The following is a 24,346-nucleotide window of genomic DNA, read 5'->3' on the forward strand; positions in this document are numbered from 1 at the left end:
GCTCAGAGTGCGTAGTAGAGCTCGAATTCTGTCGGCGTCGGACGCAGACGTGCAACGTCGATCTCGTTCTCACGCTTGATCCGAATCCACGTCTCGATCAGGTCGGAGGTGAAGACGTCGCCCGCGGTGAGGAAGTCGTGGTCCTTCTCGAGCTCGATGAGCGCCTCATCGAGGGAGCCGGGAACCAGCTTGATGTCCTTGGCTTCCTCTGGTGGGAGCTCGTAGAGGTCCTTGTCGATGGGCTCCGGGGGCTCGATGCGATTGCGGATTCCGTCGAGGCCGGCCATCAGCTGGGCTGAGAAGGCCAGGTAAGGGTTGGTCGACGGGTCCGGCACGCGGAACTCGAGGCGCTTGGCTTTCGGCGAGCTGCCGGTGACCGGGATGCGAATCGCGGCGGAGCGGTTGCGAGCCGAGTAGACCAGGTTGACGGGAGCTTCGTATCCGGGCACGAGGCGACGGTACGAGTTGATCGTCGGGTTGGTGAAGGCCAGCACTGCGCCGGCATGTTCGATGAGGCCGCCGATGTACCAGCGAGCCAGATCGGAGAGCCCGCCATAGCCGTTCTCGTCATAGAACAGCGGCTCACCGTTCTTCCACAGCGACTGGTGGCAGTGCATGCCCGAACCGTTGTCATCGAAGAGCGGCTTGGGCATGAAGGTGGCCGACTTGCCGAGTTCATAGGCCGTGTTCTTGATCACGTATTTGAAGTCGAGGAGCTGATCACCTGCATGCTGCAGGGTCTTGAACTTGTAGTTGATCTCCTGCTGTCCTGCGGTGCCGACCTCATGGTGGGCCCGCTCCATCTCGAAGCCGATCTGCTCCAGCGTCAGCGACATCTGATCGCGGATGTCGGCGAACTTATCCTGGGGGGAGACGGGGAAGTAACCGCCCTTGAACGGGGTCTTGTAGCCGAGGTTGCCGCCGGGCTCGTCTTCGCCCGTGTTCCAGGCAGCTTCCTCGGAGTCGATCGTATAGAAGCTGCTGCCCGGGGTGTTCTGGTAGCGGATGGAGTCGAAGAGGTAGAACTCCGCCTCAGCGCCGAAGAAGACGGTGTCGGCGATGCCGGTGCTCTCGAGGTAGGCCTCGGCCTTGGCCGCAACCTGGCGAGGGTCCCGAGAGTAGGGCTCATCGGTGAAGGGATCGACGATCGAGTGCGTGATGACCAAGGTCTTGGCCTCACGGAAAGGGTCGATGTAGGCCGATGAGACATCGGCGAGCAGCTTCATGTCCGACTCGTGGATGCCCTGGAAGCCCGTGATTGAGGAACCGTCGAAGAGCAGACCTTCGGTGATCTCTTCCGTGCCGTACGAGGCTGCAGGAAGGTTGAAATGCTGGACGACACCGGGGAGGTCGCAGAAACGGACATCAACGAACTTGACGTCGTTCTCCGAGATGTAGTTGACGAGTTCTTCAGCAGACGAGAACACTTAGTCTCCTAGTTAGATTATGGTGGTCGTTTGTCTTGACCATTCCCAATCTTAGTTGCAAGCAGGTGAAGTGCTGATGACGTCCATGTTTCGGGCATGTTTCCTGAGGGTTCGTCCAGGTTCGATTTGGGTAAACTGGGTCCGTGATTAATCGTGATGACCTCGGATCCTGGCTCGAAGGACCCAAGATTGAGCGAGAAGACGGCGATTGGCCGGGCAGGCGCCTGGGATTGCCGGAGACCGGCTCACATTCACTCGCTCCCGCCTGGCGCAGACTGCTGGGGCTCCTGGTGGATTGGTTCTTGTGCCTGGCCATCGCAAACCTGATCGGCTCGTCCAATCCGTTCCTGGCTCCGGGTCTCTTCGCACTGGAACACTTCCTGCTCGTGTCCACTCTCGGATACACGATCGGACACAGGATCTTCGGCATCGAGGTCCGTCGCCTGGACGGTCATGTGCCGGGGTTCCTCAAAGCACTCATCCGCACTGCTCTGGTCGTCCTCGTCATTCCCGCGCTGATCTTCAACCGCGACAATCGCGGTCTCCATGATCTGGCTGCCGGCACACTCATTCTCAAACGCTGAGGCATTTCCCGGTTGAGTACCGGTCGTCTTGGCTGAGAGCTGTTCGTACAGACGCGAAACTGCAGAGCAGTGGGGCACCGACTCGATCGAGTCGGTGCCCCACTGCTTCTACTGCGACTGCTGTATTGCGTCGGTGTGCGACCGCAGGGATCAGCGTCCGCGCATCGCCTTGTGGTTGGGGCGAGCCTTGTTCGGGTCGATGCCCTTCGGGATCGGAGGACGAGTCCCCTGAGTGCCGAGAGCGGCGAGGCGATTGCGCACGGCAAGCACCTCGTTCTTATTCAGCTTGCGCGGAAGCTTCTGCACGGCCGGCACGACCTGCTTCATCTTCAGCTGGCCGTCCTCGTTGCCTCCCTGGAACGTGTGAACCGGGACATTGGGCAGAATGCGCTCGTGGCGCTTGCGCTCCTTGGCCAGCAGCTTCGCGCTGCGACCTTTCGGTCCTTCGCTGAGCAGAACGACACCCGCACGGCCGGTCGAGCGGAAAACGAGGTCGCGGCTCTTCGGGTCGATGGCGATCGGCTTGTCGTCCATCAGGTAACCGCGGCGGGCGGTGTTGAGGACGGCACCGAAGGCTCCGGGCTGTCCGTCCATCTGTGCGAAAGCTGCGGTTTCGGCAAATCGGCCGAGCATGAACATGCCGAGCAGCAGACCCACCATGAAGCCGAGGATCGTTGTGAAGATCGCTCCGCCGAACAGAAGTCCGGCCAGCAGGCCGATGAGCGTACAGCCGAGGATCGCCGCGGCCAACAGCCACGGGGTGGCCTTGTTGTGCTTGGCCGACAGTTCGTAGACCTGCTTCATCTGCGCCAGACGCCCTGGCTTCTTGTTCGGGTCTTTGGGCTTCCGGCGGAATAGTCCCTTGCGCGGTTCTTCGCTCATGCTCTCACTTGCTCTTGAATGGCGTATCGGCGTCGAGGCCGGGCCTCAAGCGCTCTCATTGCTCAGCAGTCAAGTCTACCTCTTCGCCCGGACCGAATGTATCCACGACGGCCTGAGCCTCCTGCTTGGCAGGAGTGTGCTTGTCAAGGTGGGACAGGTGGGCGGGGATCTGCTCCCCACGATGGCGCATCGCGGTCGCCCACAGGCGGCCGGCACGGTACGAGGAACGCACCAGGGGGCCGGACATGACGCCTGAGAATCCGATGTCCTGTGCGGCATCGCGCAGCATCACGAAGTCGGCCGGCTTGACCCACCGAGTGACGGGATGGTGGCGCGGTGAGGGCCTCAGGTACTGGTTGATCGTGATGAGATCGCACCCAGCCTCGTGCAGGTCGCGCAGAGTCTCGATGATCTCGTCGTTCGTCTCACCCATGCCCAGCATGAGGTTGGACTTCGTGATGAGGCCGGCGTCGCGCGCCTGGGTGATCACGGACAGGGACCGCTCGTAGCGGAAGGCCGGTCGGATCCGCTTGAAGATGCGGGGGACAGTCTCAACATTGTGAGCCAGCACCTCCGGACGCGAGGAGAAGACCTCGGCCAGCTGATCGGGTTCAGCGTTGAAGTCAGGGATGAGGAGTTCGACGCCCGTACCGCTTCCATCGGTGCTGTCGAGATTGTGGATCTGACGTACGGTCTCGGCATACAGCCATGCACCCCCGTCGTCGAGGTCGTCGCGGGCAACTCCGGTGATCGTCGAGTAACGCAGGCCCATCTCTCCGACGGAGGCTGCAACACGGCGAGGTTCATCGGCATCGAAGTCGGCAGGCTTGCCTGTATCGATCTGACAGAAGTCACAGCGTCGTGTGCACTGTTCGCCACCGATGAGGAACGTCGCTTCGCGATCTTCCCAGCACTCGAAGATATTGGGGCAGCCGGCTTCCTCGCAGACAGTGTGCAGCTCCTGCTTGCGAACCAGTGATTTCAAAGACGTGTATTCGGGGCCGATATGGGCCTTTGCCTTGATCCAGGCTGGTTTGTCTTCGATCGGCGTCTCTGAGTTCCGTGCTTCGACACGGAGCATGCGACGGCCTTCTGGCGCTATGGTCACGTCATTCTCCTAGGCTGTGATGTGGTGGTGCAGGATCTCGTCAAGGCGGCTCGCGACATCCTCAGGTGTCACGCTTCGGCCGAGTTCTGCACTCATGGTCGTGGTGTCGGCGTCCGCGATCCCGCAGGCGATGATCGATTCGTAGGCAGCGAGGTCATTGCTGCAGTTCAGTGCCAGACCGTGCATGGTCACGCCTTCGTGGATGCGGATGCCGATTGCGCCGATCTTCCGGTCACGGCGGGTTCCGTCTCCGAGGATCCAAACACCCGCGCGTCCCTCGACGGTCGTGGCTTCGATGTCGTATTCAGCGAGGAGTTCGATCATCGAATCCTCGAGCTGAGAGACGAACAGTCTGACCTCTTTGGTGTCGTTGAGCTTGTACACGAGGTAGGCGACGAGCTGACCCGGTCCATGCCAGGTGATCTTCCCTCCACGGTCGACATCGACGACCTCTGTGCCGTCGGTCGGCCGCTCGTGGTCTTCTGTGCGTTTTCCGGCAGTGTAGACCGGCGGGTGTTCGAGCAGGAGAATCGTTGAGCTGCGATCCCCAGCAAGCACTTCTTCGTGATACTTCTTCTGCAAGTCCCAGGTTCGCAGGTAGTCCGAGTAGACGGGTGCGAAGCCCAGTGTTTCTGTGACCAGAGGCATGCCTCCAGACTATGTCTCTTGTCGCGGGGGTTCAATTTCATTGAAGATGAGCCTCGACACCTCTGGGTGCGCGAACCCTATTGACATACACCGAGATATCAAACACTATTAAATAGTGTCAAACACGATCATATAGCACTATAACTGCCGCGTAATCCATCGACGGAGATGACGAACAATGACGTGGGAACTCCAAGCACCAGTCTCTGATGACATCCATCGACTGGTGAATGTTCAGGGACAGACGCTCTGGGGAGTCGCCCATGGCGGCTTCGACGCAGATCACCCGGACGCTCTCGGCATCGCCGAGGTCGATCTGCCTACCGGCCGCACCTCGCTTCTCCTCGTGGAACCACTTGCAGGCGGCCTCGTCCTCGACGCTGTCCGTTCCTATCAGGGGCTGGTGGAAGGGGAGTTGAGCACGCTCTTCCTCGGCATCGTCGACGAGCTGCGGGGGAGCAGCGATGCGCAATCCCGTCTCTGCCTTGAGAGCATCGGCCTCGATGCCGATGGACACCCCCGGATCATTCCCGGAATCAGCCGGACATCGCCGGCTTCGACTCGGGTCTCGGTCGGAGAGATGATCTACCACGCGGCGCACGGTCGTCCGTGGGAGCAGAGTCCCCTTCCGGTTTCCGTCGCGCTGGCCGGCTGTTCCCAGCCGTTGCAGACATTGGTGGCAAAGCTGCTGGACGACTCGTGCGCCGTTTCCAGTCTCAACGACACCTTTGACGAGGTCAGCGCGGCACTGCGTCGAACCGGGGCCGCCAGTGCGCTCCCGCTGTTGCCTGCTGAACCCGACCTCGACCCCGGACAGGCCCTGACGGCGCGATTGCGTGCCGCCAGGTCACCTACGCCTGTGCGTTCGCCCCATGCTGCGAAGGCGTCACGTCGATCCGAGGCCACAGGCGCCGCAGGACGGCTGCGGGCAGCCAGCCGCGAAGGTGATCGTCGGCGAGGACGGGGACATCGCCGAGGCCGAGCGAGTCCGAACGTGCTGACTCGTCTGTCATCGACGTTCGGTGAGGGCTGTCGCAGTCTGCTGGATCGGCTGCAGACTATGGAACGACGGCCACAGAAGCTGACGACCGGGCCGCGAGCTTGGGCTCTCCTTGCAATTCTCGTGACGATCCTCGGCGGGGTCGTCCTGGTCAGGTCGTGGAGTACGGAGGGAAGTGCAGCCTCGGTGAGTTCGCCAGAGGGCACGGGCCCGTCTTCGGCAGAGAGCTCAGTGCCGGGAACGAGTGAGCCGGACAAACATCCCGGGAGGATGTCGGACAGCCAGATTCTTGCGCTGCTGGATGACCTCTGTCTCAAGCGCTCAGAGGCGTTGAGCGCCGGTGATGAGCAGGCTTTGGCGGCACTGACCGTCCCCGACTCATCAGCTGCAGCAGCCGATGAGCTGCTCGACCTCCATGCCTTCGTCGGCAATGACTACGCCATCGAGTTGGATGATCCGGTCGTCAGAGAGCAGTCGGACCACCACATCCTGGTCCAGGCCCGCATGTCGACGAGCGTCACGGCCGAAGGGAAGAAGTCAGGGTTCGAACCCACCCACGTCGAGTTCGAGTTGGTGCCTCATGGCAGCGGTTGGAAGATTCTCGCAGTCACGGAGATCGCCGGCTGATTGGGGGAGAGGCCTGAAGGCATGAGAAAAGCCGGCCACATCAGTGACCGGCCGTCCCATTTCCCTGGAGAATCTGGCGACTCACCGCAGAAACTGATCCTGGAACATATCAGAGATCGAGATCCGCCTCGAAGTTGCCTTCTTCCAGACGTGCCTTGATCGTCTGCAGGAATCGTCCTGCATCCGCACCGTCAACCAACTGGTGGTTGTAGGTCAACGGCAGGTAGACCATGTCGCGGATTGCGATGGACTCTTCCCCGTCTGCAGTCTTGACGACGATCGGACGTCGCACGATCGTACCCGTGCCCAGAATGCCCATCTGCGGCTGGTTGATGATCGGAGTATCGAACAGAGCTCCCACCGAACCGATATTGGTGATGGTGAACGTTCCACCCGAAAGCTCATCAGGCATGATCTTGTTGTTGCGAGTCCTGTCCGCGACATCGTCGATGGCCTTCGAGATCCCAGCGATGCTCAGGTCGCCAGCGTCCTTGATCACAGGCACGAGGAGGCCACGAGGAGTGTCCACCGCGATCGCCAGATGCTCATGATCGAAGTACGTGATCTGCTGAGATTCCAGATCGTACTGTGCGTTGACCTTCGGGTGCTGCTTGAGCGCCTCGACGACGGCCTTTCCGAAGAACGGCAGGTAGGTCAGCTTCGAGCCGTGCTTTGACTGGAAGGCTTCTTTGTTGGCCTTGCGCAGTTTCACGACCTGAGTCATATCGACCTCGACCACCTGGGTCAGCTGAGCCGATACTTCGAGGGACTCGCTCATCCGCTTGGCAATCGTCTGCCGGATTCGCGAAGCCTTCTCCGTGGTGCCACGAAGCTTCGCGGCCTCTTCGGGAATCTCGAGCTTGAACGGTGCCTTCGCACCGCCAGCTGCCGGAGCTGCCGAACCCGACGTTGCCGAACCACGATTAGCGGCCGCGGCGGCGACGTCCTGCTTACGGATGCGTCCGCCCACACCGGTGCCGGTGACCGAGCTCAGATCGACTCCCTCATCGCGTGCCAGACGGCGCACGAGAGGAGTCACATATGCGGCATTCTCACCAACGGTGTCAGCAGCGGCGGGAGCAGATGCCGAGCTCTCGGACTTCGCCGCGGCAGGCTTCGAAGCGGCCGGGGCAGAGGTCTCCTGCTTCGGTGCTTCTTCTGCGGGTGCGGACTTCTCGTCCTCGGCAGGTGCTTCTTCCTCTGGCTCCTCGGCAGGTGCTTCCTCAGGCTTTTCGGCCGGAGCTTCCTCTTCAGCGGCGGAAGAATCTGCCTCAGCCGACTCCGAATCGGAGGATCCCGAGTCGGAGGAGGCGGGAGCGCCTGAGCCGACGCGAGCCAACGGTGCGCCGACCTCAACGGTCTCGTCCTCTTCGGCCAGGTGTGCCTGAACTGTGCCTGCCACGGGGGAGGGGACCTCGGTGTCGACCTTGTCGGTGGACACCTCGAGCAGAGGTTCGTCGACCTCAACCTCTTCGCCGACCTCTTTGAGCCAGCGAGTAACGGTGCCTTCGGTCACGGACTCGCCCAGCGCTGGCATGGTGATCTCCGTGCCCTCGCCTTCGGAACCCGATGAGGCCGGTGCTTCAGCAGCTGATTCGTCTGCGGAGTCAGAGGCTGGCTCCTCGGCTTCCTCTGCCGCTGCGGGCTCGGATTCCTCGGCTGCTTCAGAGGAGTCCTCATCGGACGTGTCCTCCGCCTCGGTCGAGTCTGCGGAATCGGATCCGCTGCCGTCGCCGATGTAGGCAAGGTCTCCACCGACTTCGACGACATCGTCCTCGTCGGCCAAGATCTTCTCCAGGACACCTGCGTACGGGCTGGGGATCTCCGTGTCGACCTTGTCGGTCGACACTTCGAGCAACGGCTCGTCTACTTCGATTTCTTCACCGACGGATTTCAGCCAGCGGGTGACTGTTCCTTCGGTCACCGACTCACCGAGAGCCGGCATCTGCACGGAATTCGACATGTCTTTCGTCTCCTCGGATCTTAAGAGTGGAAGTGCAGGGGTTTGCCGGCAAGGGCCAGGTGGGCCTCGCCGAGTGCTTCATTCTGCGTCGGGTGAGCGTGAATGAGTTGCGCAACTTCCTCTGGGAATGCCTCCCAGTTGACAATCAGTTGGGCTTCGCCTGCCTGTTCGCTCAGTCGAGCGCCAATGCCGTGGACGCCGACGACGGGCCCGTCCTTCTCACGGATGACCTTGATCAGACCCGTGGTATTCAGGATCACGGACTTGCCGTTGCCACCCAGGTTGTATTCGATGGATTCGACGCTGTCGGCTCCATACTGCTCCTCGGCCTGCTTGGACGAGAGTCCGACAGAGAAGATCTCGGGTTCGCAGTAGGTCACGCGAGGAATACCGGATTCCAGGACAGGAACCGGGTTGAGTCCAGCGATCTCCTCGGCGATGAAGATTCCCTGACCGAAGGCACGGTGGGCCAGCTGCAGGCCGGGAACGATGTCGCCGCAGGCGTAGATGTTGCCGACGCCGGTGTGGAGTCGCTCGTTGGCCAGGACGAATCCGCGGTCCATGGGGATGCCCTGCTCTTCGAAGCCGAAGCCGTCGGTGACCGGGCCACGGCCGACAGCTACGAGAAGGTACTCGGCTTCGAGGACCGAACCGTCTTCGAGAGTCACCTTGACTCCGTCGGCGGTCTCTTCGACGCCCTTGAACATGGTGCCGAGCTTGAAGCCGATCTTGCGCTTCTTGAAGGCACGTTCGAGGTTCTTCGAGATCGTCTCGTCCTCGTTGGCCACGAGGTGCTTGAGTCCCTCAACGATGGTGACCTCGGCACCGAACGACGACCACACGCTGGCGAACTCGACGCCGATGACGCCGCCGCCGAGAACGATCGCCGAGCCGGGGACCTTGTCGAGCTCGAGAGCTTCGGTGCTTGTGATCACACGCTCGGTGATGTCGAGGCCGATGGTTTTCGACGTCGACCCCGTTGACAGGAGAACGTTGGTGCCGGTGACGGTGTGCTTGCCGTCTTCACCCTCGACCTCGACCGTATCCTTGCCGACGAGCTTGCCGGTGCCGAAGTACGTGTCGATTCCACGTGCCTTGACCAGACCCTGCAGGCCTTTGTAGTTACGGGAAATGACATTGTTCTTGTAGTCGAGAACTTTGTCGATGTCGATGCCCTTGAAATCCACCTCAATGCCGAAGTTGGACGATTCCTTCGCTGTGTCGGCGACTTCTGCAGCATGCAGAAGCGCCTTCGTCGGAACACAACCGCGGTGCAAGCATGTGCCGCCAACCTTGTCGCGTTCGATCAAAGCAACCTTCATGTCGAGCTCTGCAGCACGCAGCGCGGCAGCATAGCCGCCGGTTCCGCCGCCCAGAACGACAAGGTCGTAGGTCAATGAGTCACTCACGGATTACTCCTCGTAGCTGTGAATAAGCCTGCCTTACGCAGCTTTCCTTCTATCTTTCCACTTTTCTCGCCAAGGGCGAAAGCACACGCTGTCTGTTTGGACACAGGTGGTGATGATCACGTCAAGATCGACAGTGTGTAGAAACTGTTGTGTCAGTTCACCTGCTTCGCTGCTTGGATGAGGGTCCGAACTGCCGCGCCGGTGGCGGCGACCGGGGTGTAGCCGAACGCGGACCCGGTGTTGAAGCTCGGTCCGGCGATGTCGATGTGGGCCCAGTTCGCGTCCTCGCTGACGAATTCCTGGAGGAATGCGGCGGCGGCGAGCATACCGCCGGGGCGGGGTCCGGAGTTCTTCAGGTCGGCCGCGTTGGAGTCGAAACCGGAGAGCATCTCCTCGGGGATCGGCATTGCCCACATCTGTTCGCCGGCTTCCGTCGCCGAGGCGGCCACGAGACTGCGTGCAGCCTCAGCACCCATGACGCCTGATGTCCGATTGCCCAAGGCCACGACCTGTGCTCCCGTCAGTGTGGCCACGTCGATGAGCAGATCGGGATTCTCTGCGTCAGCGTCTGCCAATGCGTCGGCGAGAACCAATCGGCCCTCGGCATCGGTATTGGTGACTTCGACCGTCTTGCCGCTGCGCATATGCAGCACGTCGCTGGGCCGAGTAGCCGATGATCCCGGCATGTTCTCGGCCAGGGGCAGCCAGGCAGTCGCACGGACGGGCAGTCCCAGGTCTGCGATGGCGAACAGGGCCTGGACGACGGCTGCGGCGCCGGCCATGTCGGATTTCATGTCCTCCATGCTCGCTGCGGGCTTGAGGGAGATGCCGCCGGAGTCGAAGGTGATGCCCTTGCCGACGAAGCTCACGTGGCGTTCGGCGCCTTTGGGGGAGTACTCGACCTTGACCAGGCGCGGGCCGCGGGTTGAACCTTGGCCGACACCGATGATTCCACCGTATCCACCGGCCTGGAGTTCCTTCTCGCCGAGGACGCTCACCTTGAGCTTGCGTTCCTTGCCCTGGTCCTTGACGCGCTGGGCGAAGGATTCGGGGTAGAGATCGAGGGGAGGGGTGTTGACGAGGTCTCGGGCACGGTTCGTCGCTGCGGCGATGATCGCGCCGTTGGCGTGTGCCGCCGAGTGCTCTTTGCTCTTAGGCCCGAGGATGGCGATTGTTCCGGGCACCTTGTCTGCGTCCTGGCTGCGGTAGTCGATGTAGCGGTAGGCGCCGAGGCCTGCGCCGATGGTGACGGCTTCGATAGCCTGGGCGGTGATGGCCGGCAGGCCCACGGCAATCGAATCCACACCGTCGAGGGCACGCAGGGCACTGCCTGCGGCGCGGCGGAGGGCTTCATGCGACTTCGCTGCGGCGTCGGTGCCGCCCGCTGTGGAGTCGAAGGTGCCGAGACCGACCAGCAGGATACTCGAGGAGGAGAAGCCCTTGGGCGCGGCTACTCGTGCTGTGGATCCGGCCTTGCCGCTGAATTCGATGGCGCGGACCACGTCCTCCAGAGCGGTGCGTGCGGTTTTCGCAGTGTCGAGGCCGAGGACCTTATCGTCAGCGACTCCCAACACCAGAACGGAAGCGGTGGCTTTCACGAGTGTGGTCGAAGAGTAGCTGGTGGGCGTGGATGCACTGGGCATATATTCCCTTTCATCGTCTTTGAACGTTGAATCGATCCTAATGCCATTTCACGAGGTATGGATAAACGGTGACCGTTCTGAGCAGGGATCTGTGTGAATTCTCGATGTCTGCGAACCGTGCCGCACTTCGGCCGATCTTTCACCTGACATATTCTGGGGGTGTGTACTCACTTATCTTCAAACTCTTCTTCGCCCCTATGGATGCCGAACGGGCACATCATGTGTCGTTCACAGCGCTGAGAATCCTCGACTCCGTCCCTGGTCTGGGACGTCTGCTGCGTCTGGTTCTGGCCCGCGGCACCCGCGATGAGGTGGATGTGCTGGGCCTGCGCTTTCCCAATCGCCTCGGACTCGCAGCTGGTTTCGACAAGAACGGTGAGGGGGTTCGCGCTCTGTCTTCGCTGGGCTTCGGCCATATCGAGGTCGGCACGATCACCGCTCATGCTCAGCCCGGCAATGACAAGCCGCGACTGTTTCGCCTGCGCGACAATATTGCACTGCTCAATCGGATGGGCTTCAACAACCAGGGTGCCCGGCAGGCCGCTTTCAACATCGAAGAGCAGCGGAAGTCGATTGCCTCCCTGCCGTCTGCGCAGCGTCCGATCATCGGGATCAACATCGGCAAGACCAAGGTCGTCGACGCTGCCGATGCGGTCGAGGACTATGCGAGTTCAGCGCGGTTCTGTGCGCCTCTGGCTGACTACCTCGTCATCAATGTGAGTTCGCCGAACACTCCGGGTCTGCGTGACCTGCAGTCTGTGTCGAGTCTGGAGCCCATCATCGACGCCGTGCGCTCTGCCGCCGCCGAGGTGGTCACAACTCCTCGTTCCACGCTCGGGCATGTGCCTCTGCTGGTCAAGATCGCACCCGATCTCAACGACGACGATGTCGTTGAGATCTGTGATCTCGCTGTGCGTTCGGGTGTCGATGGCCTCATCACCACCAACACCACGATCGATCGGGACGTGCTGAGTGGTCGGGAAGCGGACTTCGCTCGCGGCCAGGCTGGTGGAATCTCGGGCCGACCGCTGGCTCGCCGGTCGATGGAGGTCCTGCGGTTGGTCAAGGCCACCGTCGGCGAGAACCTGAGCATCATCTCGGTCGGCGGAATCGCTGATGCCAATGACGTCAGCGCCCGACTTGCGGCGGGCGCTGATCTTGTTCAGTCCTATTCGGAGATGATCTACTCCGGACCGTTCTGGCCCGGACGGATCATCCGCGCCAGGCATGCGCGGACTCTGCTCACTCGGGGTACTGGCGGCGCTTGACCTGAGGTTTCGGCATGCGCAGCGGACGAATCTGGACGCTGCGCATGATCGCGTAGAAGGCCAGGCCTCGTTCGACGGTTCCGAACTTGGCTTTCAACCGTCCCTTGAGGATGTAGTTGACGATCACGCCGTCGAGGATGACCAACGCCAGCAGGCCCCAGACCGCGTAGGTGAAGTACTGCTGAATGGCGACTGGCTGTGTGAATGCCACAACCAAGATCAGAATCGCGGCGGGGATGAACAGTTCTCCGATGGAGAAGCGAGCATCGATGTAGTCGCGAACGTAGCGACGCTGGGGACCTTTGTCGCGGCGTGTGAGGTACTGCTCTTCACCGTTCATCATGCCGATGCGGGCACGATCGCGGTCCTTGCGCGTCTGTTCCTTGGCCCTCTGGTTCGCCACCTTGCGATCCTTCGAAACCAGCGGCTGCTTGCGCACCGATTCCTGCTGACTGCGTTTGGGCGTCGGCCGTCCTTTCTTCTGCTCAGCCTCACGCTGCGTGGCAGCACCAGGGTGTGAACCGTCATCGTTCACAGGTCGATTGTCGGAGGATTGCGCATCCTCATGAGATTTTTTGCTTCCGAACACCTAATGAATACTACCTTTGGAGAATGAGCGAATCGACTCCTGCACTGGACAGTGCACAATTGCATGCCGAACTCGACACTATTTTCGACGAGGTGATCGACCAGCTGACCGATCTCGTGGCGATCCCCTCGGTCGCCTGGCCGAGCTTCGATCTGGCGAACGTTCGAGCCAGCGCTGAAGCAGTCGCCGGCCTCGCCCGCAATCTGGGCCTCGACGTCGACATCCTGAACGCGGCACAGGAGGACGGAACGGACGGGTACCCGGCTGTTGTCGCCTCGGTGCCGGCTCCAGCAGGGGCACCGACTGTGCTGCTCTACGCACACCACGACGTCCAGCCTCCGGGCAAGCCCGAAGCTTGGGACACCGAACCCTTCATCGCCACCCGGACCGGGGATCGGCTCTACGGTCGCGGGGCCGCCGACGACAAAGCCGGCATCATGGTCCACCTCACCTCGCTGCGGCTCCTGGCAGACCGCCTCGGCGTAGGAGTGACTCTCTTCATCGAAGGCGAGGAAGAGGCCGGCAGCCCGAGCTTCCGCAACTTCCTTGAGACCTACCAGGACAAGCTTGCTGCCGACGTCATCGTCGTCGCGGATTCGGGGAATTGGGCGGCGGGTACGCCAGCTCTGACAACGAGTCTGCGGGGCATGTGCGCCATCGAATTCGAGATCTCCACGCTCGATCACGCGGTGCATTCGGGAATGTACGGCGGAATCGTCCCCGACGCGATGCTGGCTATGACACGGGTGCTGAGCAGCCTCCACGATGACAACGGCTCCGTTGCCGTCAGAGGACTCAAGGCACAGGTCGACAGTGACATCGACTACGAAGAGTCAACGATCCGCTCCGACTCCGGTGTTCTCGAATCGACTTCACTTATCGGCTCCGGGTCCCTGGCGTCCCGACTGTGGACCCAGCCCTCGATCACAGTCATCGGACTCGACATTCCCGACGTCGACGTCTCCTCGAACACTCTCCAGTCGAGCTTGCGGGCAAAGCTGTCGATCCGCTTGGCCCCAGGAGACACACCCGAGAACGCAGTCCAGGCTGTCGAAGCGCACCTGCGTGACAATCTTCCCTTCGGCGCCACCCTCACCATCGGCGACACGGAAGGCGGCAGCCCGTGGCAGGCCGATATGAACGATCCCGTGGTGCAGACCGCCCAACGCGCCCTCACCGAAGCGTGGGGGCAGGAGTCCGTGACTATGGGCATCGGCGGCTCGATACCGTTCATCGCCGATCTCCTCGAGGTCTTCCCGCAGGCCTCTATCCTGGTCACCGGAGTCGAGGACCCGGACGCCAGGGCACACAGCGCCAATGAGTCGCTGTATCTGCCCGATTTCAAGGCGGCAATCGTCGCTGAGGCGCTCCTTCTGCAGAAACTGGCAGTCGGCTGAGGGTGACTCGGGAATAGGTTCATCGTCGATAGCGTTGTGCGCGGTGTAGCCTGGAGACAGGCAGGATCGAAATAAGGAGTAACCATGACTGTGACGAACGAAGCGATGGCCACGCACGAGGTTGAGCTGTCGAGCACGGCGGCCGACAAGGTGCGCAGCCTGTTGCAGCAGGAAGGTCGCGATGACCTGCGCCTGCGTGTGGCCGTTCAGCCCGGCGGCTGCTCTGGTCTGATCTACCAGCTGTACTTCGACGAGCGTCAGCTCGACGGTGACGCTGTGCGTGACTTCGACGGAGTCGAGGTCATCGTGGATCGGATGAGCGTGCCCTACCTCGGTGGCTCGACCATCGATTTCGCTGACACCATCGAGAAGCAGGGCTTCACGATCGACAATCCGAACGCTGGCGGCTCCTGCGCCTGCGGCGACTCGTTCCACTGATGTCCGCCCACTGAAACAGACCTGAAAGTCACTGAGATGGACCTGGAGGATCTGCGCGCCGTGTCATACACGGCAACGCAGCCCCAGGTCCTCTCTTCGTATCGGGCCGGGCTGTTCCCCATGGGCATCGGCAGCGGCGGCACCGGACGAATGGGATGGTGGGCTCCGCGGCGTCGCGGTGTGCTCTTCCCGGGAGACCTCAGAGTCAGCAAAAGCCTACGCAAGTCGATGCGCCGCTTCGAGTGCAGCGTCAACACGGATTTCGAACGGGTCATTCGCGCCTGTGCGGATCCGAGCAGGCCCGGCAGCTGGATCACCGAAGGCATCATCGGCCTCTATTTGGGCCTCCACGCAGACGGGTGGGCTCATTCTGTCGAAGTCAGATCAGAAGGCGTCCTCGTGGGGGGTCTCTACGGTGTGGCCATGGGCTCGTTCTTCGCCGGAGAATCGATGTTCCATACCCAGCGAGATGCCTCGAAAGCCGCACTTGTCCACCTCGTCTCCCTCTTCGATGGAATCACGGCTCCAACGCTTCCCACCTCGGTCGACACCGTTGACGACGCGAATGGATGGCTCATCGATACACAGTGGCAGACATCACACCTGGCAAGCCTCGGCGTGTCGGAGATCAGCGGTCTCGACTACTCCGCTCGGCTAGATTCCGCTCTCCGCGGGAATCGTTGTCAGGTTATTCTCAACAAATGATCATTTGCATGTGAATTTCTACCGCTTGTAGCGGTACTCTGGTAACTGACATAGTAAGAATTCGTTCTTCGGGCACCCGGAGGACGAATAAGGTTGTGAAAGGCTGCACGTGGATTCTCCGAATCAGGCAGGACCGGGAAGGTCCTGGGCGAAGCGGCTCGGCACTCTGGGCGCCGTCGCTGTACTGGCGTTGCTGTCCGGCTGCACGAAAGAGCAAGTCTCCACAGGATTCTTCCCCGCCGAATCGAAGGGCGCCACCAACCACACCGAGGCTTACACCTCACTGTGGAACGGCGCATGGATCGCCCTGCTGATCGTGGGGCTGATCGTCTGGGGGCTCATCCTGTGGTCGATGGTCGCTTACCGCCGCCGCAAGAACGATCGCGGACTGCCTGTGCAGCTGCGCTACAGTATGCCGATCGAAATCCTGTTCACGGTCACCCCAGTCATCCTGGTTCTCGGGTTCTTCTTCCAGAGCGTCCAGGTCATGGAGAAGACCACCGACGACACCACTCCCGGTGAACAGGTCATCGAAGTCGCCGCAAAACAATGGGCGTGGGACTTCAACTACGTCAATCAAGACGTGTACTACGCAGGTACGCAGGTTCACCTCGACGGCTCTGAGAAGCCGGGGGAGAAGGCGCCGACCCTCTACCTCCCGGTCGACACCGACCTCGAAATCAAACTTCGTTCACGCGATGTCATCCACTCGTTCTGGGTCCCCGCATTCCTCGAGAAGCGCGACATGATTCCTGGTCACGACCAGAGTCTGCATCTGCGCGCCGAGAAAGAAGGCGAGTACGTAGGCAAGTGCGCCGAGCTGTGCGGTGAGTACCACTCGGAGATGCTCTTCAACGTGAAGGTCGTATCCAAGGCCGAATTCGAGGACTACACCAAGTCCCTCGGCGACGAAGGCAACAAGGGTCAGCTCGGTCCTGAGTACGATCGCAACTGGTACCCGAAAGAAGGTGCTGAAAAATGACCGCAACGATGAATCAGCCGGCTCTTGATGCCCCTGTTGTTCCTCGGAGCAAGGGAAAGGTCATCGTCGACTGGATCACGTCGACCGACCATAAGACGATCGGCTACATGTATCTGATCGCGTCGTTCATCTTCTTCTGCGTTGGTGGCGTCATGGCGCTCATCATCCGGCTCGAGCTCTTCGACCCGGGCATGCAGATCATTGAGACGAAGGAACAGTACAACCAGCTGTTCACCATGCACGGCACGCTGATGCTGCTGATGTTCGCGACTCCGCTGTTCGCCGGCTTTGCCAACGTGATCATGCCGCTGCAGATCGGTGCGCCAGACGTGGCTTTCCCTCGTCTCAACGCCTTCGCTTTCTGGATGTTCCTCTTCGGTTCGCTGATCGCCCTTTCCGGATTCCTCACCCCTCAGGGTGCTGCTTCATTCGGATGGACCGCGTACGCGCCACTGAGCAACACAACGTTCACTCCGGGTGCCGGAGGCAACCTCTGGGTTCTCGGCTTGGCGCTCCAGGGAATCGGAACGATTCTCGGCTCGGTCAACTTCATCACCACCGTGATCACGATGCGTGCTCCAGGCATGACGATGTTCCGTATGCCCATCTTCACCTGGAACGTTCTCATCACCGGCATCCTCGTCTTGATGGCCTTTCAGCCTCTTGCGGCAGCTCTGCTCGTGTTGGGAGCTGACCGAGTATTGGGGTCACATGTCTTCAGCCCCGGCAACGGTGGACCGATACTGTGGCAGCACCTGTTCTGGTTCTTCGGTCACCCGGAGGTCTATGTCATTGCCCTGCCCTTCTTCGGCATCGTGACGGAGATCTTCCCAGTATTCAGCCGCAAGCCCGTCTTCGGCTACAAGGAACTGGTCTTCGCGACGATCTCGATTGCGGCACTGTCTGTGACTGTGTGGGCCCACCACATGTATGTCACCGGCGTCGTCGCCCTTCCATTCTTCGCCTTCATGACGATGCTCATTGCGATTCCGACTGGGGTGAAGTTCTTCAACTGGGTCGGCACGATGTGGCGAGGGTCGATCACCTTCGAGACTCCGATGGTCTGGTCCATCGGGTTCCTCGTCACATTCCTCTTCGGTGGTCTCACCGGTGTCATCCTGGCCAGCCCTGCTCTCGATATGCAGGTCTCTGACTCCTACTTCGTCGTCGCCCACTTCCACTACGTGGTCTTCGGTACCGTCGTGTTCGCGATGTTCGCCGGATTCTACTTCTGGTGGCCCAAATGGACCGGCAGGATGCTCAATGAGAAGCTGGGACACATTCACTTCTGGATGCTGTTCGTCGGCTTCCACGGTACCTTCCTCGTCCAGCACTGGCTGGGAGTCGACGGAATGCCCCGCCGTTATGCCGACTACCTCCCGCAAGACGGCTTCACCTGGATGAACCAGGTGTCGACTGTCGGCGCAATGCTCCTCGGCCTGTCCATGGTTCCCTTCTTCTGGAACGTGTGGATCACCGCTCGCAATGCACCAAAGGTGACAGTAGATGACCCTTGGGGTTACGGCGGATCACTCGAGTGGGCGACTTCCTGCCCGCCTCCTCGCCACAACTTCACCTCGCTGCCTCGCATCCGTTCCGAGCGCCCGGCATTCGATGTGAATCACCCGGAACTGCTCGAGTACGCCGGGCACGGGACCGCAGAGCCGCAACTCACAGGAGGTAATGTCAAGTGAAATCCTCGATCTATGTCTTCGTGATCTGTGGCATCTTCTTCGCAGCCGTTGGAGTCTTCTACGGCTTCTTCACGGACTTCTCGGAGATGGTCGGATTCCCGGCACTGCTCCTCGTCGGTGCAATGTCCTTGATGATCGGCGTCTACCTGTGGCTGACAGACCGTCGAGTCGGTCGCCAGCCCCAGGACAATGAGCATGCGGAGATCTCCGATGCTGATGCGGACTACGGCTTCTTCAGCCCTTGGAGCTGGTGGCCGATCGCGTGTGCCGGTGCAGCTGCTGTGGCATTCTACGGAATTGCCATGGGCTGGTGGATCTTCCCCTTCGGTGCCGTACTCGGCCTGGTGGCTCTGGTCGGACTGTCGTACGAACATGATCGTGGGGACCACGCTCACTGATTCGTTCCAGACCGAACACTGCTATCAGATAGCACAGCGATGGCCCGGACTCATTAGAGTTCGGGCCATCGCTGTGCTCACGTACAGTCGCACGGATCAGTCCCAGAGGCACGGGCACCACCGACGACCTCGTCCGTGGCAATGGACTGCCGGGCGATCAGGCAGATCGCTGTTCACCACCTCGGCAACCATGAGTGTCTGCAGAGCTCTGAGAGGACCAGGCCGGACGGAATGCAGTACTCAACTCCTCGCCTCGACCAGCCTTCTCCTTGGCGTGTTGGTCCACGCGATCTTCACCGCCGGCGGCGCGTTGCAGAACCACACACTGCTGAATCCTGCAGCCACCCAATGATCGCACCTGCAGCCACCCAATGATCGCACCTGCAGACGCAGCCTCATCTTCATCGACATGGGCACGTTGCCCGGCACCGTGGTGACCTGAGCGATCTTCGCCCGCGTCGACGACCGCCACAGCTCGCGGACTGTGCTGACACCTGGTGCACACACCTAGATGCGGTGGCAGTGGTTGTTCACGACAGTCGGTCCGAACACGTCTATCGAGCACACCGTAGTGTTCACCACGTTGATCAACATCGCTCAGATGATACTGATGCCTGTATTCTCCTCGCATAAGGTCCACGACGCTGACCTGACGCAACATCCTCACGGCAGCTGAGAGTGCCCCCGAGCAGTTGGGTCGGGGGTACCTTGGTATTCGCGCTGCCCAGGACACACCGGTGAATCTCGTCGAGTAGATCTCACGTTCAAACCGCTACGACCCCGGATCGGACCGACGGGGGAGCAGGAGCGAGCGGAGCCTATGACTTCTCTGTTGGTGGTGCTGATTTCAGAGCCCGGTGCCGGGTGTCGGAACTTCCTTCGTGGCCCGCAGCGCGGTTCGGGTGTCGATCCTGGCCGCACGTGGAATGATGGGGCAGATCGAAGGCTTGAGGTCTGCGATCTGCGCCGACTTCAATCAGATGGAGCACTCCAGCACGACCTCGGTGATGGTGACGGTGACAGCACGAATGGCCGACCGTGGGTCCCAGAAGGATGACCGCTCAACAACACTGAGTTCGAATGTTCAGCGGCACACGATGACGGTATGACGGAGGGGCCCAACATAAACTGTTGGGCCCCTCCGTCATACCGTCGACTCGTCAGAATCACGTCATCTGAACTCAGACTCGATCAGTGACCGATCTGGTTGTGAGTGTTCGACTCAACCGAATCGTGGTCGTGGTGCGATGCTTCGAGCTCCTGCTTAGTCACTGGTGCAACACGGTCCTCGAAGAAGAACTTGGAGAGCTTCGCACGGAACTTCTCGAGTCCGGTGATCTTACCTTCCGCATTCGGCTCCGCAGGCGTGTACGTCGGCGACTCAAACGCTGTCAGCTTCCACAGCTTATGGGGAGGAAGAGCTTCGTGACGCTCAAGGAACTCGCCGTGGGGGAGACGGATGATATTGGCCGTCTCACGTCCATGCAGTGCGATCTCACGATCCTTGCGCTGCAGACCGATGCACATCCGCTTCGTGATCATGTAGCCGATGATCGGTCCGAGGAAGAACACGATGCGGAATATGTAGATCATGTCGTTGAGTGACATCTGGAAGAACACGGCAATGATGTCGCCCGAGGCCGCAGCCCACATGTTGCAGTAGAAGATGATGCCTGCAACACCGATGGCGGTACGCGTGGGGTTGTTGCGTGGGCGATCGAGGATGTGGTGTTCACGCTTGTCCTTGAGCAGCCAGGACTCGAAGAACGGATAGATGAACATCGCTCCGAACACGCCGCCCATGACAATGACTGCGCTGTTGATATTCAGCGAGATCGGCCAACCGGCAATGTAGAACTCGAGCCAGCCTGGAACAATGCGCAGGAATCCGTCTGCCCAACCGATGTACCAGTCGGGCTGTGTGCCTGCAGACACCGGTGAGGGGTCATAGGGCCCGTAGTTCCAGATCGGGTTGATCGTGAACAGTGCTGAGATCAGAGCCAGCAAGCCGAAGATGAGGAAGAAGAAGCCTCCGCCCTTGGCTGCGAATGTCGGCAGAACAGGCTCGCCGACAACGTTCTTCTCGGTGTTGCCTGCGCCTGGGTACTGCGTGTGCTTGTGTACGACGACGAACACCAGGTGAATCCCGATCAGAGCGATCAGCAGCGCGGGCACGATCATGATGTGGAGGGAGTAGAGCCTGGCGACAATGTCAGTGCCAGGGAACTCGCCGCCGAAGATGAAGAACGAGAGATATGTTCCGACCAGCGGCAATGATTTGACGATACCGTCAATGATTCGCAGACCGTTGCCTGAGAGCAGATCATCGGGAAGTGAGTAGCCGGTGAAACCTGCCGCCATTCCCATGATCACCAGAAGCACACCGACGATCCAGTTGAGCTCGCGAGGGCGACGGAACGCACCGGTGAAGAACACGCGCAGCATGTGGATGCTCAGTGCCGCGACGAAAAGCAGTGCACCCCAGTGGTGCATCTGACGGATGAACAGGCCACCGCGGATCTCGAATGAGATCGCCAGCGTCGAGTTGTATGCCTCTGAGATCTCGACGCCGCGCAGCGGCGCCCAAGGACCTTCATAGTGCATCTCACCCATTGCAGGGGTGAAGAAGAAGGTCAGGAACGTTCCGGAGAGGATAACGATGACGAAGCTGTAGAGAGCGACCTCACCGAGCATGAACGACCAGTGGGAAGGAAAGATCTTGCGTCCGAACTCGCGGACGAGGACTGAAGCCCCGACTCTAGTTTCGGCGAAGTTCGCGGCCTTCCCGATGGTGGTTGTGGGTTGTGTAGTACTCATGGGTGATTGATCTCCCAGAACGTAGGTCCGACGGGCTCGGGGAAGTCCGACTGTGCGACCAGATAGCCTTCGCTGTCGACCGAGATGGGCAGCTGCGGCAGTGGACGCTTGGCCGGGCCGAAGATGACCTTGCAGTGTTCGGTCACGTCGAAGGTCGACTGGTGGCACGGGCAGAGCAGGTGGTGTGTCTGGTGCTCATACAGTGCGACAGGGCAACCGACATGGGTGCAGATCTTGGAATAGGCGACGATGCCGTCGTGTGACCAGTCCTTGCGATCCGGATCCTCTTTGAGTTCCTTGGGATCGATGCGCATCAGGAGAACGGCGGCTTTTGCCTTCTCCTCCAACGGGTGTTCGGCCTTCTCTTCATCGCCGATGCCCGATGGCAGAACGTGGTAGGCCGATCCGATGGTGACGTCGTCTGCCTTGATCGGGCGCTCGGATTCCACCGATGGGATGCCACCCGGGTCCTGGATCAGGCGGATGCCTTTGCCCCAGAGCGTGTGGAACAGCTTGTCCCCGGGCAGCGGGCCCAGGTCACGGAATACGAGGACTGCGGGCAGAGGAGCGATGGCCAGTGCCGCGATCAGCGTGTTGCGCAGGAGAGGACGTCGGGCGATTCCCGACTCTTCCTTCGCCTGGTGCAGGATCTCAAGGGCAACTGCCTGATCCTCTTCACTGCCACCGATGTCGTGACGCTCATCGATTCCCTCGTGATCGCTCATGAGGTTCTTCGCCCACAGAACGGCGCCGACGCCGATCGAGAACATCGCTACCGCGGCGCCGAGGCCGATGGAGGTGTTGTGGAGCCGAATGCTCTGCATCGTCTCGCCGGGAGAGAACAGGAAGTAGGCGACGATGAACCAGATGGTTCCGACCATCGACAGCACGAACCACGCCGCAACCTGGCGTTCGGCGACCTTTGCGGCCTTCGGGTCTCCGTCAGCAAGCCGAGGCTTGTGTTCCGGCAGCCCAGGGTTCGTGAACCCATTCAACTCCTCGAGCTGGCTGCCGCCGCCGAAGTGGTCTTTCGAGGTCATTGAATTCCCCGTCTTTTCTCGTGGTGATTACTGAACGACATTGACTGACTCACTTTGCCCTGGACGACAGCCATACTGTCAGTCCGATGACTGCGCTGAGGCCGAAGAACCAGATGAAGAGGCCTTCAGCCACCGGTCCCAGGGATCCCAGCTTGAAACCACCGGGCGAGGGAGTATCCGACACCTCTTTGACATAGGCGATCACATCGCGCTTGTCATCGGGAGTCAGGTTCGCGTCGTTGAAGATTGGCATATTCTGGGGACCGGTCTGCATCGCTTCGTACAGGTGCTTCTCGGAGACATCCGCCAGGTTCGGTGCGTATTTGCCTCGGGTCAGAGCACCGCCGGCGCCGACCACGTTGTGGCACATGGCGCAGTTGGTGCGGAAGAGACTGCCGCCTGCAGCAGGATCACCCTTGGACGCATCGAGGTTTTCGTCCTCAGGGACGGCTGGGCCAGGACCCAGCGAAGCGACATAGGCAGCCAGCTGAGCTGTCTGCTCTTCGTCGAACTGGGGTTCCTTGACGCGTGCCTGCGGCCCATTGGACTGCAGCGGCATGCGCCCGGTTCCGACCTGGAAGTCAACTGCTGCTGCACCAACTCCGATGAGACCCGGTCCGGCCTTCGAGCCCTCGCCGCTGAGTCCGTGGCATGTTGCACAGTTCGCAGCGAAAAGCTTCTTTCCTTCGTCGACATCCGATGCGCTGGCGGTATCTGCCTTGGCGCTCGATGTCTGAGTGAAGAGTGCGTAGGCTCCGCCAGTCATCAGCAGGCCCACCAAGAGCAGCACAACCAGTGCCATTGGATGCCTGCGGCGATCTGCTAAAAGCTTCACGTGATCGTCCTTTGCTTTAAATGTTGTACGTCCGAATGGCCGAGCATCTCGAGCCGACTACTGAAGGAGGTAGATGACTCCGAAGAGACCCACCCAGACGACGTCGACGAAGTGCCAGTAGTAGGACACGCAGATCGCGAATGTGGCCTCATGATGACCGAACTTCTTGGCTCCGTATGCTCGTCCGATCACAAGCAGGAAGCAGATGAGTCCGATGGTCACGTGAATACCGTGGAACCCGGTGGTCAGGTAGAAGACGGAACCATAGCCATCACTGTTGATGGCGATGCCCTCGCTGACCAGGGTGGCGTATTCCATCACCTGGCCGGAGACGAAGACCGCGCCAAGGAGGAAGGTGAGGTAGAACCACTCGACCATTCCCCATTTGGCGATGTTGAACAGAGAGCCCGTCCGGCGGGGACGGAACTTCTCCGCTGCGAAGACGCCCAGCTGGCAGGTGAATGAAGACGACACCAAAATGAGCGTGTTGCCGAGCGCGTATGGAATGTCGAGGACCTCGGTCTGGGTCTCCCATAATTCCGGCACGACGGATCGAATGGTGAAGTACATGGCGAAGAGCGCGGCAAAGAACATCAGGTCGCTCGCGAGGAACACGATGAAGCCCACCGTGGTCACATTCGGACGATTGACAACCGGATGTGCTGGCGCTGTTTGAGATGCAGTGGCAGTTGACACAACCCCATTATTACTCGTCTCGGGGTGAGTTTTCATCTTTTACCCAGCTTTCGGTGAATATTTTTCTACACGGTGTAGCGAAAACCTTGATTTGGTGCCGGAATCTCGTATCCGGAGTACCTGGCCCCCGCGTGTCGAAGACAGGATAGGATGCCGCAGGTAAGTTCCATCTCGTAGTCAGAGGTGGTGGAAGTCC

At 60.5% G+C, this 24,346-nt stretch carries 21 protein-coding genes; 9 read left to right on the top strand and 12 right to left on the bottom strand.

Annotated features, from left to right (window positions below):
* Window positions 1-2: 2 nt before the first annotated feature.
* Window positions 3-1,427: a type I glutamate--ammonia ligase gene (glnA, locus tag JFC13_RS05570; protein ID WP_092108435.1), complete on the bottom strand. Its 1,425-nt coding sequence runs from the start codon at window positions 1,425-1,427 to the stop codon at window positions 3-5.
* 143 nt (window positions 1,428-1,570) lie between these two features.
* Between glnA and JFC13_RS19810 the strand changes: the two genes are divergently transcribed.
* A complete protein-coding gene (locus tag JFC13_RS19810) occupies window positions 1,571-2,011 on the top strand; it encodes an RDD family protein (RefSeq protein WP_198396129.1) in 441 nt (146 codons plus the stop codon).
* 150 nt (window positions 2,012-2,161) lie between these two features.
* Here JFC13_RS19810 and JFC13_RS05580 read toward each other — a convergent pair whose 3' ends face one another.
* From JFC13_RS05580 to lipB, 3 genes are read right to left on the bottom strand one after another with little or no spacing between them, the layout of a single operon-like run.
* The gene (locus JFC13_RS05580; RefSeq protein WP_198396130.1) at window positions 2,162-2,893 is read right to left on the bottom strand and encodes a DUF4191 domain-containing protein; all 732 of its coding nucleotides are present in this window, start codon (window positions 2,891-2,893) and stop codon (window positions 2,162-2,164) included.
* 55 nt (window positions 2,894-2,948) lie between these two features.
* Window positions 2,949-4,001 carry a lipoyl synthase gene (gene lipA / locus JFC13_RS05585; RefSeq protein ID WP_198396131.1) on the bottom strand — a complete coding sequence of 351 codons (1,053 nt, stop codon included), beginning with the start codon at window positions 3,999-4,001 and terminating at the stop codon, window positions 2,949-2,951.
* Between the two features lie 9 nt (window positions 4,002-4,010).
* The gene (gene lipB, locus JFC13_RS05590) at window positions 4,011-4,649 is read right to left on the bottom strand and encodes a lipoyl(octanoyl) transferase LipB (RefSeq protein WP_198396132.1); all 639 of its coding nucleotides are present in this window, start codon (window positions 4,647-4,649) and stop codon (window positions 4,011-4,013) included.
* 178 nt (window positions 4,650-4,827) lie between these two features.
* On the opposite strand from lipB, the gene JFC13_RS05595 reads away from it, so the two are divergent.
* Window positions 4,828-6,276, top strand: a complete 1,449-nt coding sequence (locus JFC13_RS05595; RefSeq protein ID WP_198396133.1) for a serine/threonine-protein kinase — start codon at window positions 4,828-4,830, stop codon at window positions 6,274-6,276.
* Between the two features lie 109 nt (window positions 6,277-6,385).
* On the opposite strand, the gene sucB is transcribed toward JFC13_RS05595, so the two are convergent.
* The 3 genes from sucB to JFC13_RS05610 form a co-directional block, all read right to left on the bottom strand.
* Entirely contained in the window at window positions 6,386-8,239 is a 1,854-nt protein-coding gene (gene sucB / locus JFC13_RS05600; protein ID WP_198396134.1) for a 2-oxoglutarate dehydrogenase, E2 component, dihydrolipoamide succinyltransferase, read from the bottom strand.
* 20 nt (window positions 8,240-8,259) lie between these two features.
* A complete protein-coding gene (gene lpdA / locus JFC13_RS05605; RefSeq protein WP_198396135.1) occupies window positions 8,260-9,648 on the bottom strand; it encodes a dihydrolipoyl dehydrogenase in 1,389 nt (462 codons plus the stop codon).
* 152 nt (window positions 9,649-9,800) lie between these two features.
* The gene (locus JFC13_RS05610; protein ID WP_198396136.1) at window positions 9,801-11,291 is read right to left on the bottom strand and encodes a leucyl aminopeptidase; all 1,491 of its coding nucleotides are present in this window, start codon (window positions 11,289-11,291) and stop codon (window positions 9,801-9,803) included.
* Between the two features lie 161 nt (window positions 11,292-11,452).
* Here JFC13_RS05610 and JFC13_RS05615 point away from each other — a divergent pair, with 161 nt between their 5' ends.
* Entirely contained in the window at window positions 11,453-12,559 is a 1,107-nt protein-coding gene (locus tag JFC13_RS05615; protein WP_198396137.1) for a quinone-dependent dihydroorotate dehydrogenase, read from the top strand.
* On the opposite strand, the gene JFC13_RS05620 is transcribed toward JFC13_RS05615, so the two are convergent.
* Entirely contained in the window at window positions 12,534-13,094 is a 561-nt protein-coding gene (locus JFC13_RS05620) for a DUF3043 domain-containing protein (protein ID WP_235347010.1), read from the bottom strand. The genes JFC13_RS05615 and JFC13_RS05620 overlap by 26 nt on opposite strands.
* 77 nt (window positions 13,095-13,171) lie before the next feature.
* Here JFC13_RS05620 and JFC13_RS05625 point away from each other — a divergent pair, with 77 nt between their 5' ends.
* The 6 genes from JFC13_RS05625 to JFC13_RS05650 all read left to right on the top strand — a co-directional run bounded on the left by JFC13_RS05625 (window position 13,172) and on the right by JFC13_RS05650 (window position 18,762).
* A complete protein-coding gene (locus JFC13_RS05625; RefSeq protein WP_198396138.1) occupies window positions 13,172-14,545 on the top strand; it encodes a dipeptidase in 1,374 nt (457 codons plus the stop codon).
* Between the two features lie 84 nt (window positions 14,546-14,629).
* Window positions 14,630-14,983, top strand: a complete 354-nt coding sequence (locus tag JFC13_RS05630) for a HesB/IscA family protein (protein WP_101618722.1) — start codon at window positions 14,630-14,632, stop codon at window positions 14,981-14,983.
* Window positions 14,984-15,019: 36 nt separating this feature from the next.
* The gene (gene aat, locus JFC13_RS05635) at window positions 15,020-15,688 is read left to right on the top strand and encodes a leucyl/phenylalanyl-tRNA--protein transferase (protein ID WP_198396139.1); all 669 of its coding nucleotides are present in this window, start codon (window positions 15,020-15,022) and stop codon (window positions 15,686-15,688) included.
* A gap of 109 nt (window positions 15,689-15,797) precedes the next feature.
* A complete protein-coding gene (ctaC, locus tag JFC13_RS05640; RefSeq protein ID WP_198396140.1) occupies window positions 15,798-16,670 on the top strand; it encodes an aa3-type cytochrome oxidase subunit II in 873 nt (290 codons plus the stop codon).
* Entirely contained in the window at window positions 16,667-18,364 is a 1,698-nt protein-coding gene (gene ctaD, locus JFC13_RS05645) for an aa3-type cytochrome oxidase subunit I (RefSeq protein WP_198396141.1), read from the top strand. The genes ctaC and ctaD overlap by 4 nt, the downstream gene beginning before the upstream one ends.
* Entirely contained in the window at window positions 18,361-18,762 is a 402-nt protein-coding gene (locus JFC13_RS05650; RefSeq protein WP_198396142.1) for a cytochrome c oxidase subunit 4, read from the top strand. The genes ctaD and JFC13_RS05650 overlap by 4 nt, the downstream gene beginning before the upstream one ends.
* 1,191 nt (window positions 18,763-19,953) lie before the next feature.
* Here the strand turns inward: JFC13_RS05650 and qcrB are convergent.
* From qcrB to ctaE, 4 genes are read right to left on the bottom strand one after another with little or no spacing between them, the layout of a single operon-like run.
* The gene (gene qcrB, locus JFC13_RS05655) at window positions 19,954-21,579 is read right to left on the bottom strand and encodes a cytochrome bc1 complex cytochrome b subunit (RefSeq protein WP_198396143.1); all 1,626 of its coding nucleotides are present in this window, start codon (window positions 21,577-21,579) and stop codon (window positions 19,954-19,956) included.
* Window positions 21,576-22,619, bottom strand: a complete 1,044-nt coding sequence (gene qcrA / locus JFC13_RS05660) for a cytochrome bc1 complex Rieske iron-sulfur subunit (protein WP_198396144.1) — start codon at window positions 22,617-22,619, stop codon at window positions 21,576-21,578. The genes qcrB and qcrA overlap by 4 nt, the downstream gene beginning before the upstream one ends.
* Before the next feature lie 49 nt (window positions 22,620-22,668).
* Entirely contained in the window at window positions 22,669-23,454 is a 786-nt protein-coding gene (gene qcrC / locus JFC13_RS05665; protein ID WP_198396145.1) for a cytochrome bc1 complex diheme cytochrome c subunit, read from the bottom strand.
* A gap of 57 nt (window positions 23,455-23,511) precedes the next feature.
* Window positions 23,512-24,150, bottom strand: coding sequence for an aa3-type cytochrome oxidase subunit III (ctaE, locus tag JFC13_RS05670; RefSeq protein WP_442862658.1), 639 nt, complete (start codon window positions 24,148-24,150; stop codon window positions 23,512-23,514).
* Window positions 24,151-24,346: the final 196 nt, after the last annotated feature.

It is taken from the genome of Brevibacterium antiquum, from assembly GCF_016107655.1.
Classification (GTDB): Bacteria; Actinomycetota; Actinomycetes; order Actinomycetales; family Brevibacteriaceae; genus Brevibacterium; species Brevibacterium antiquum.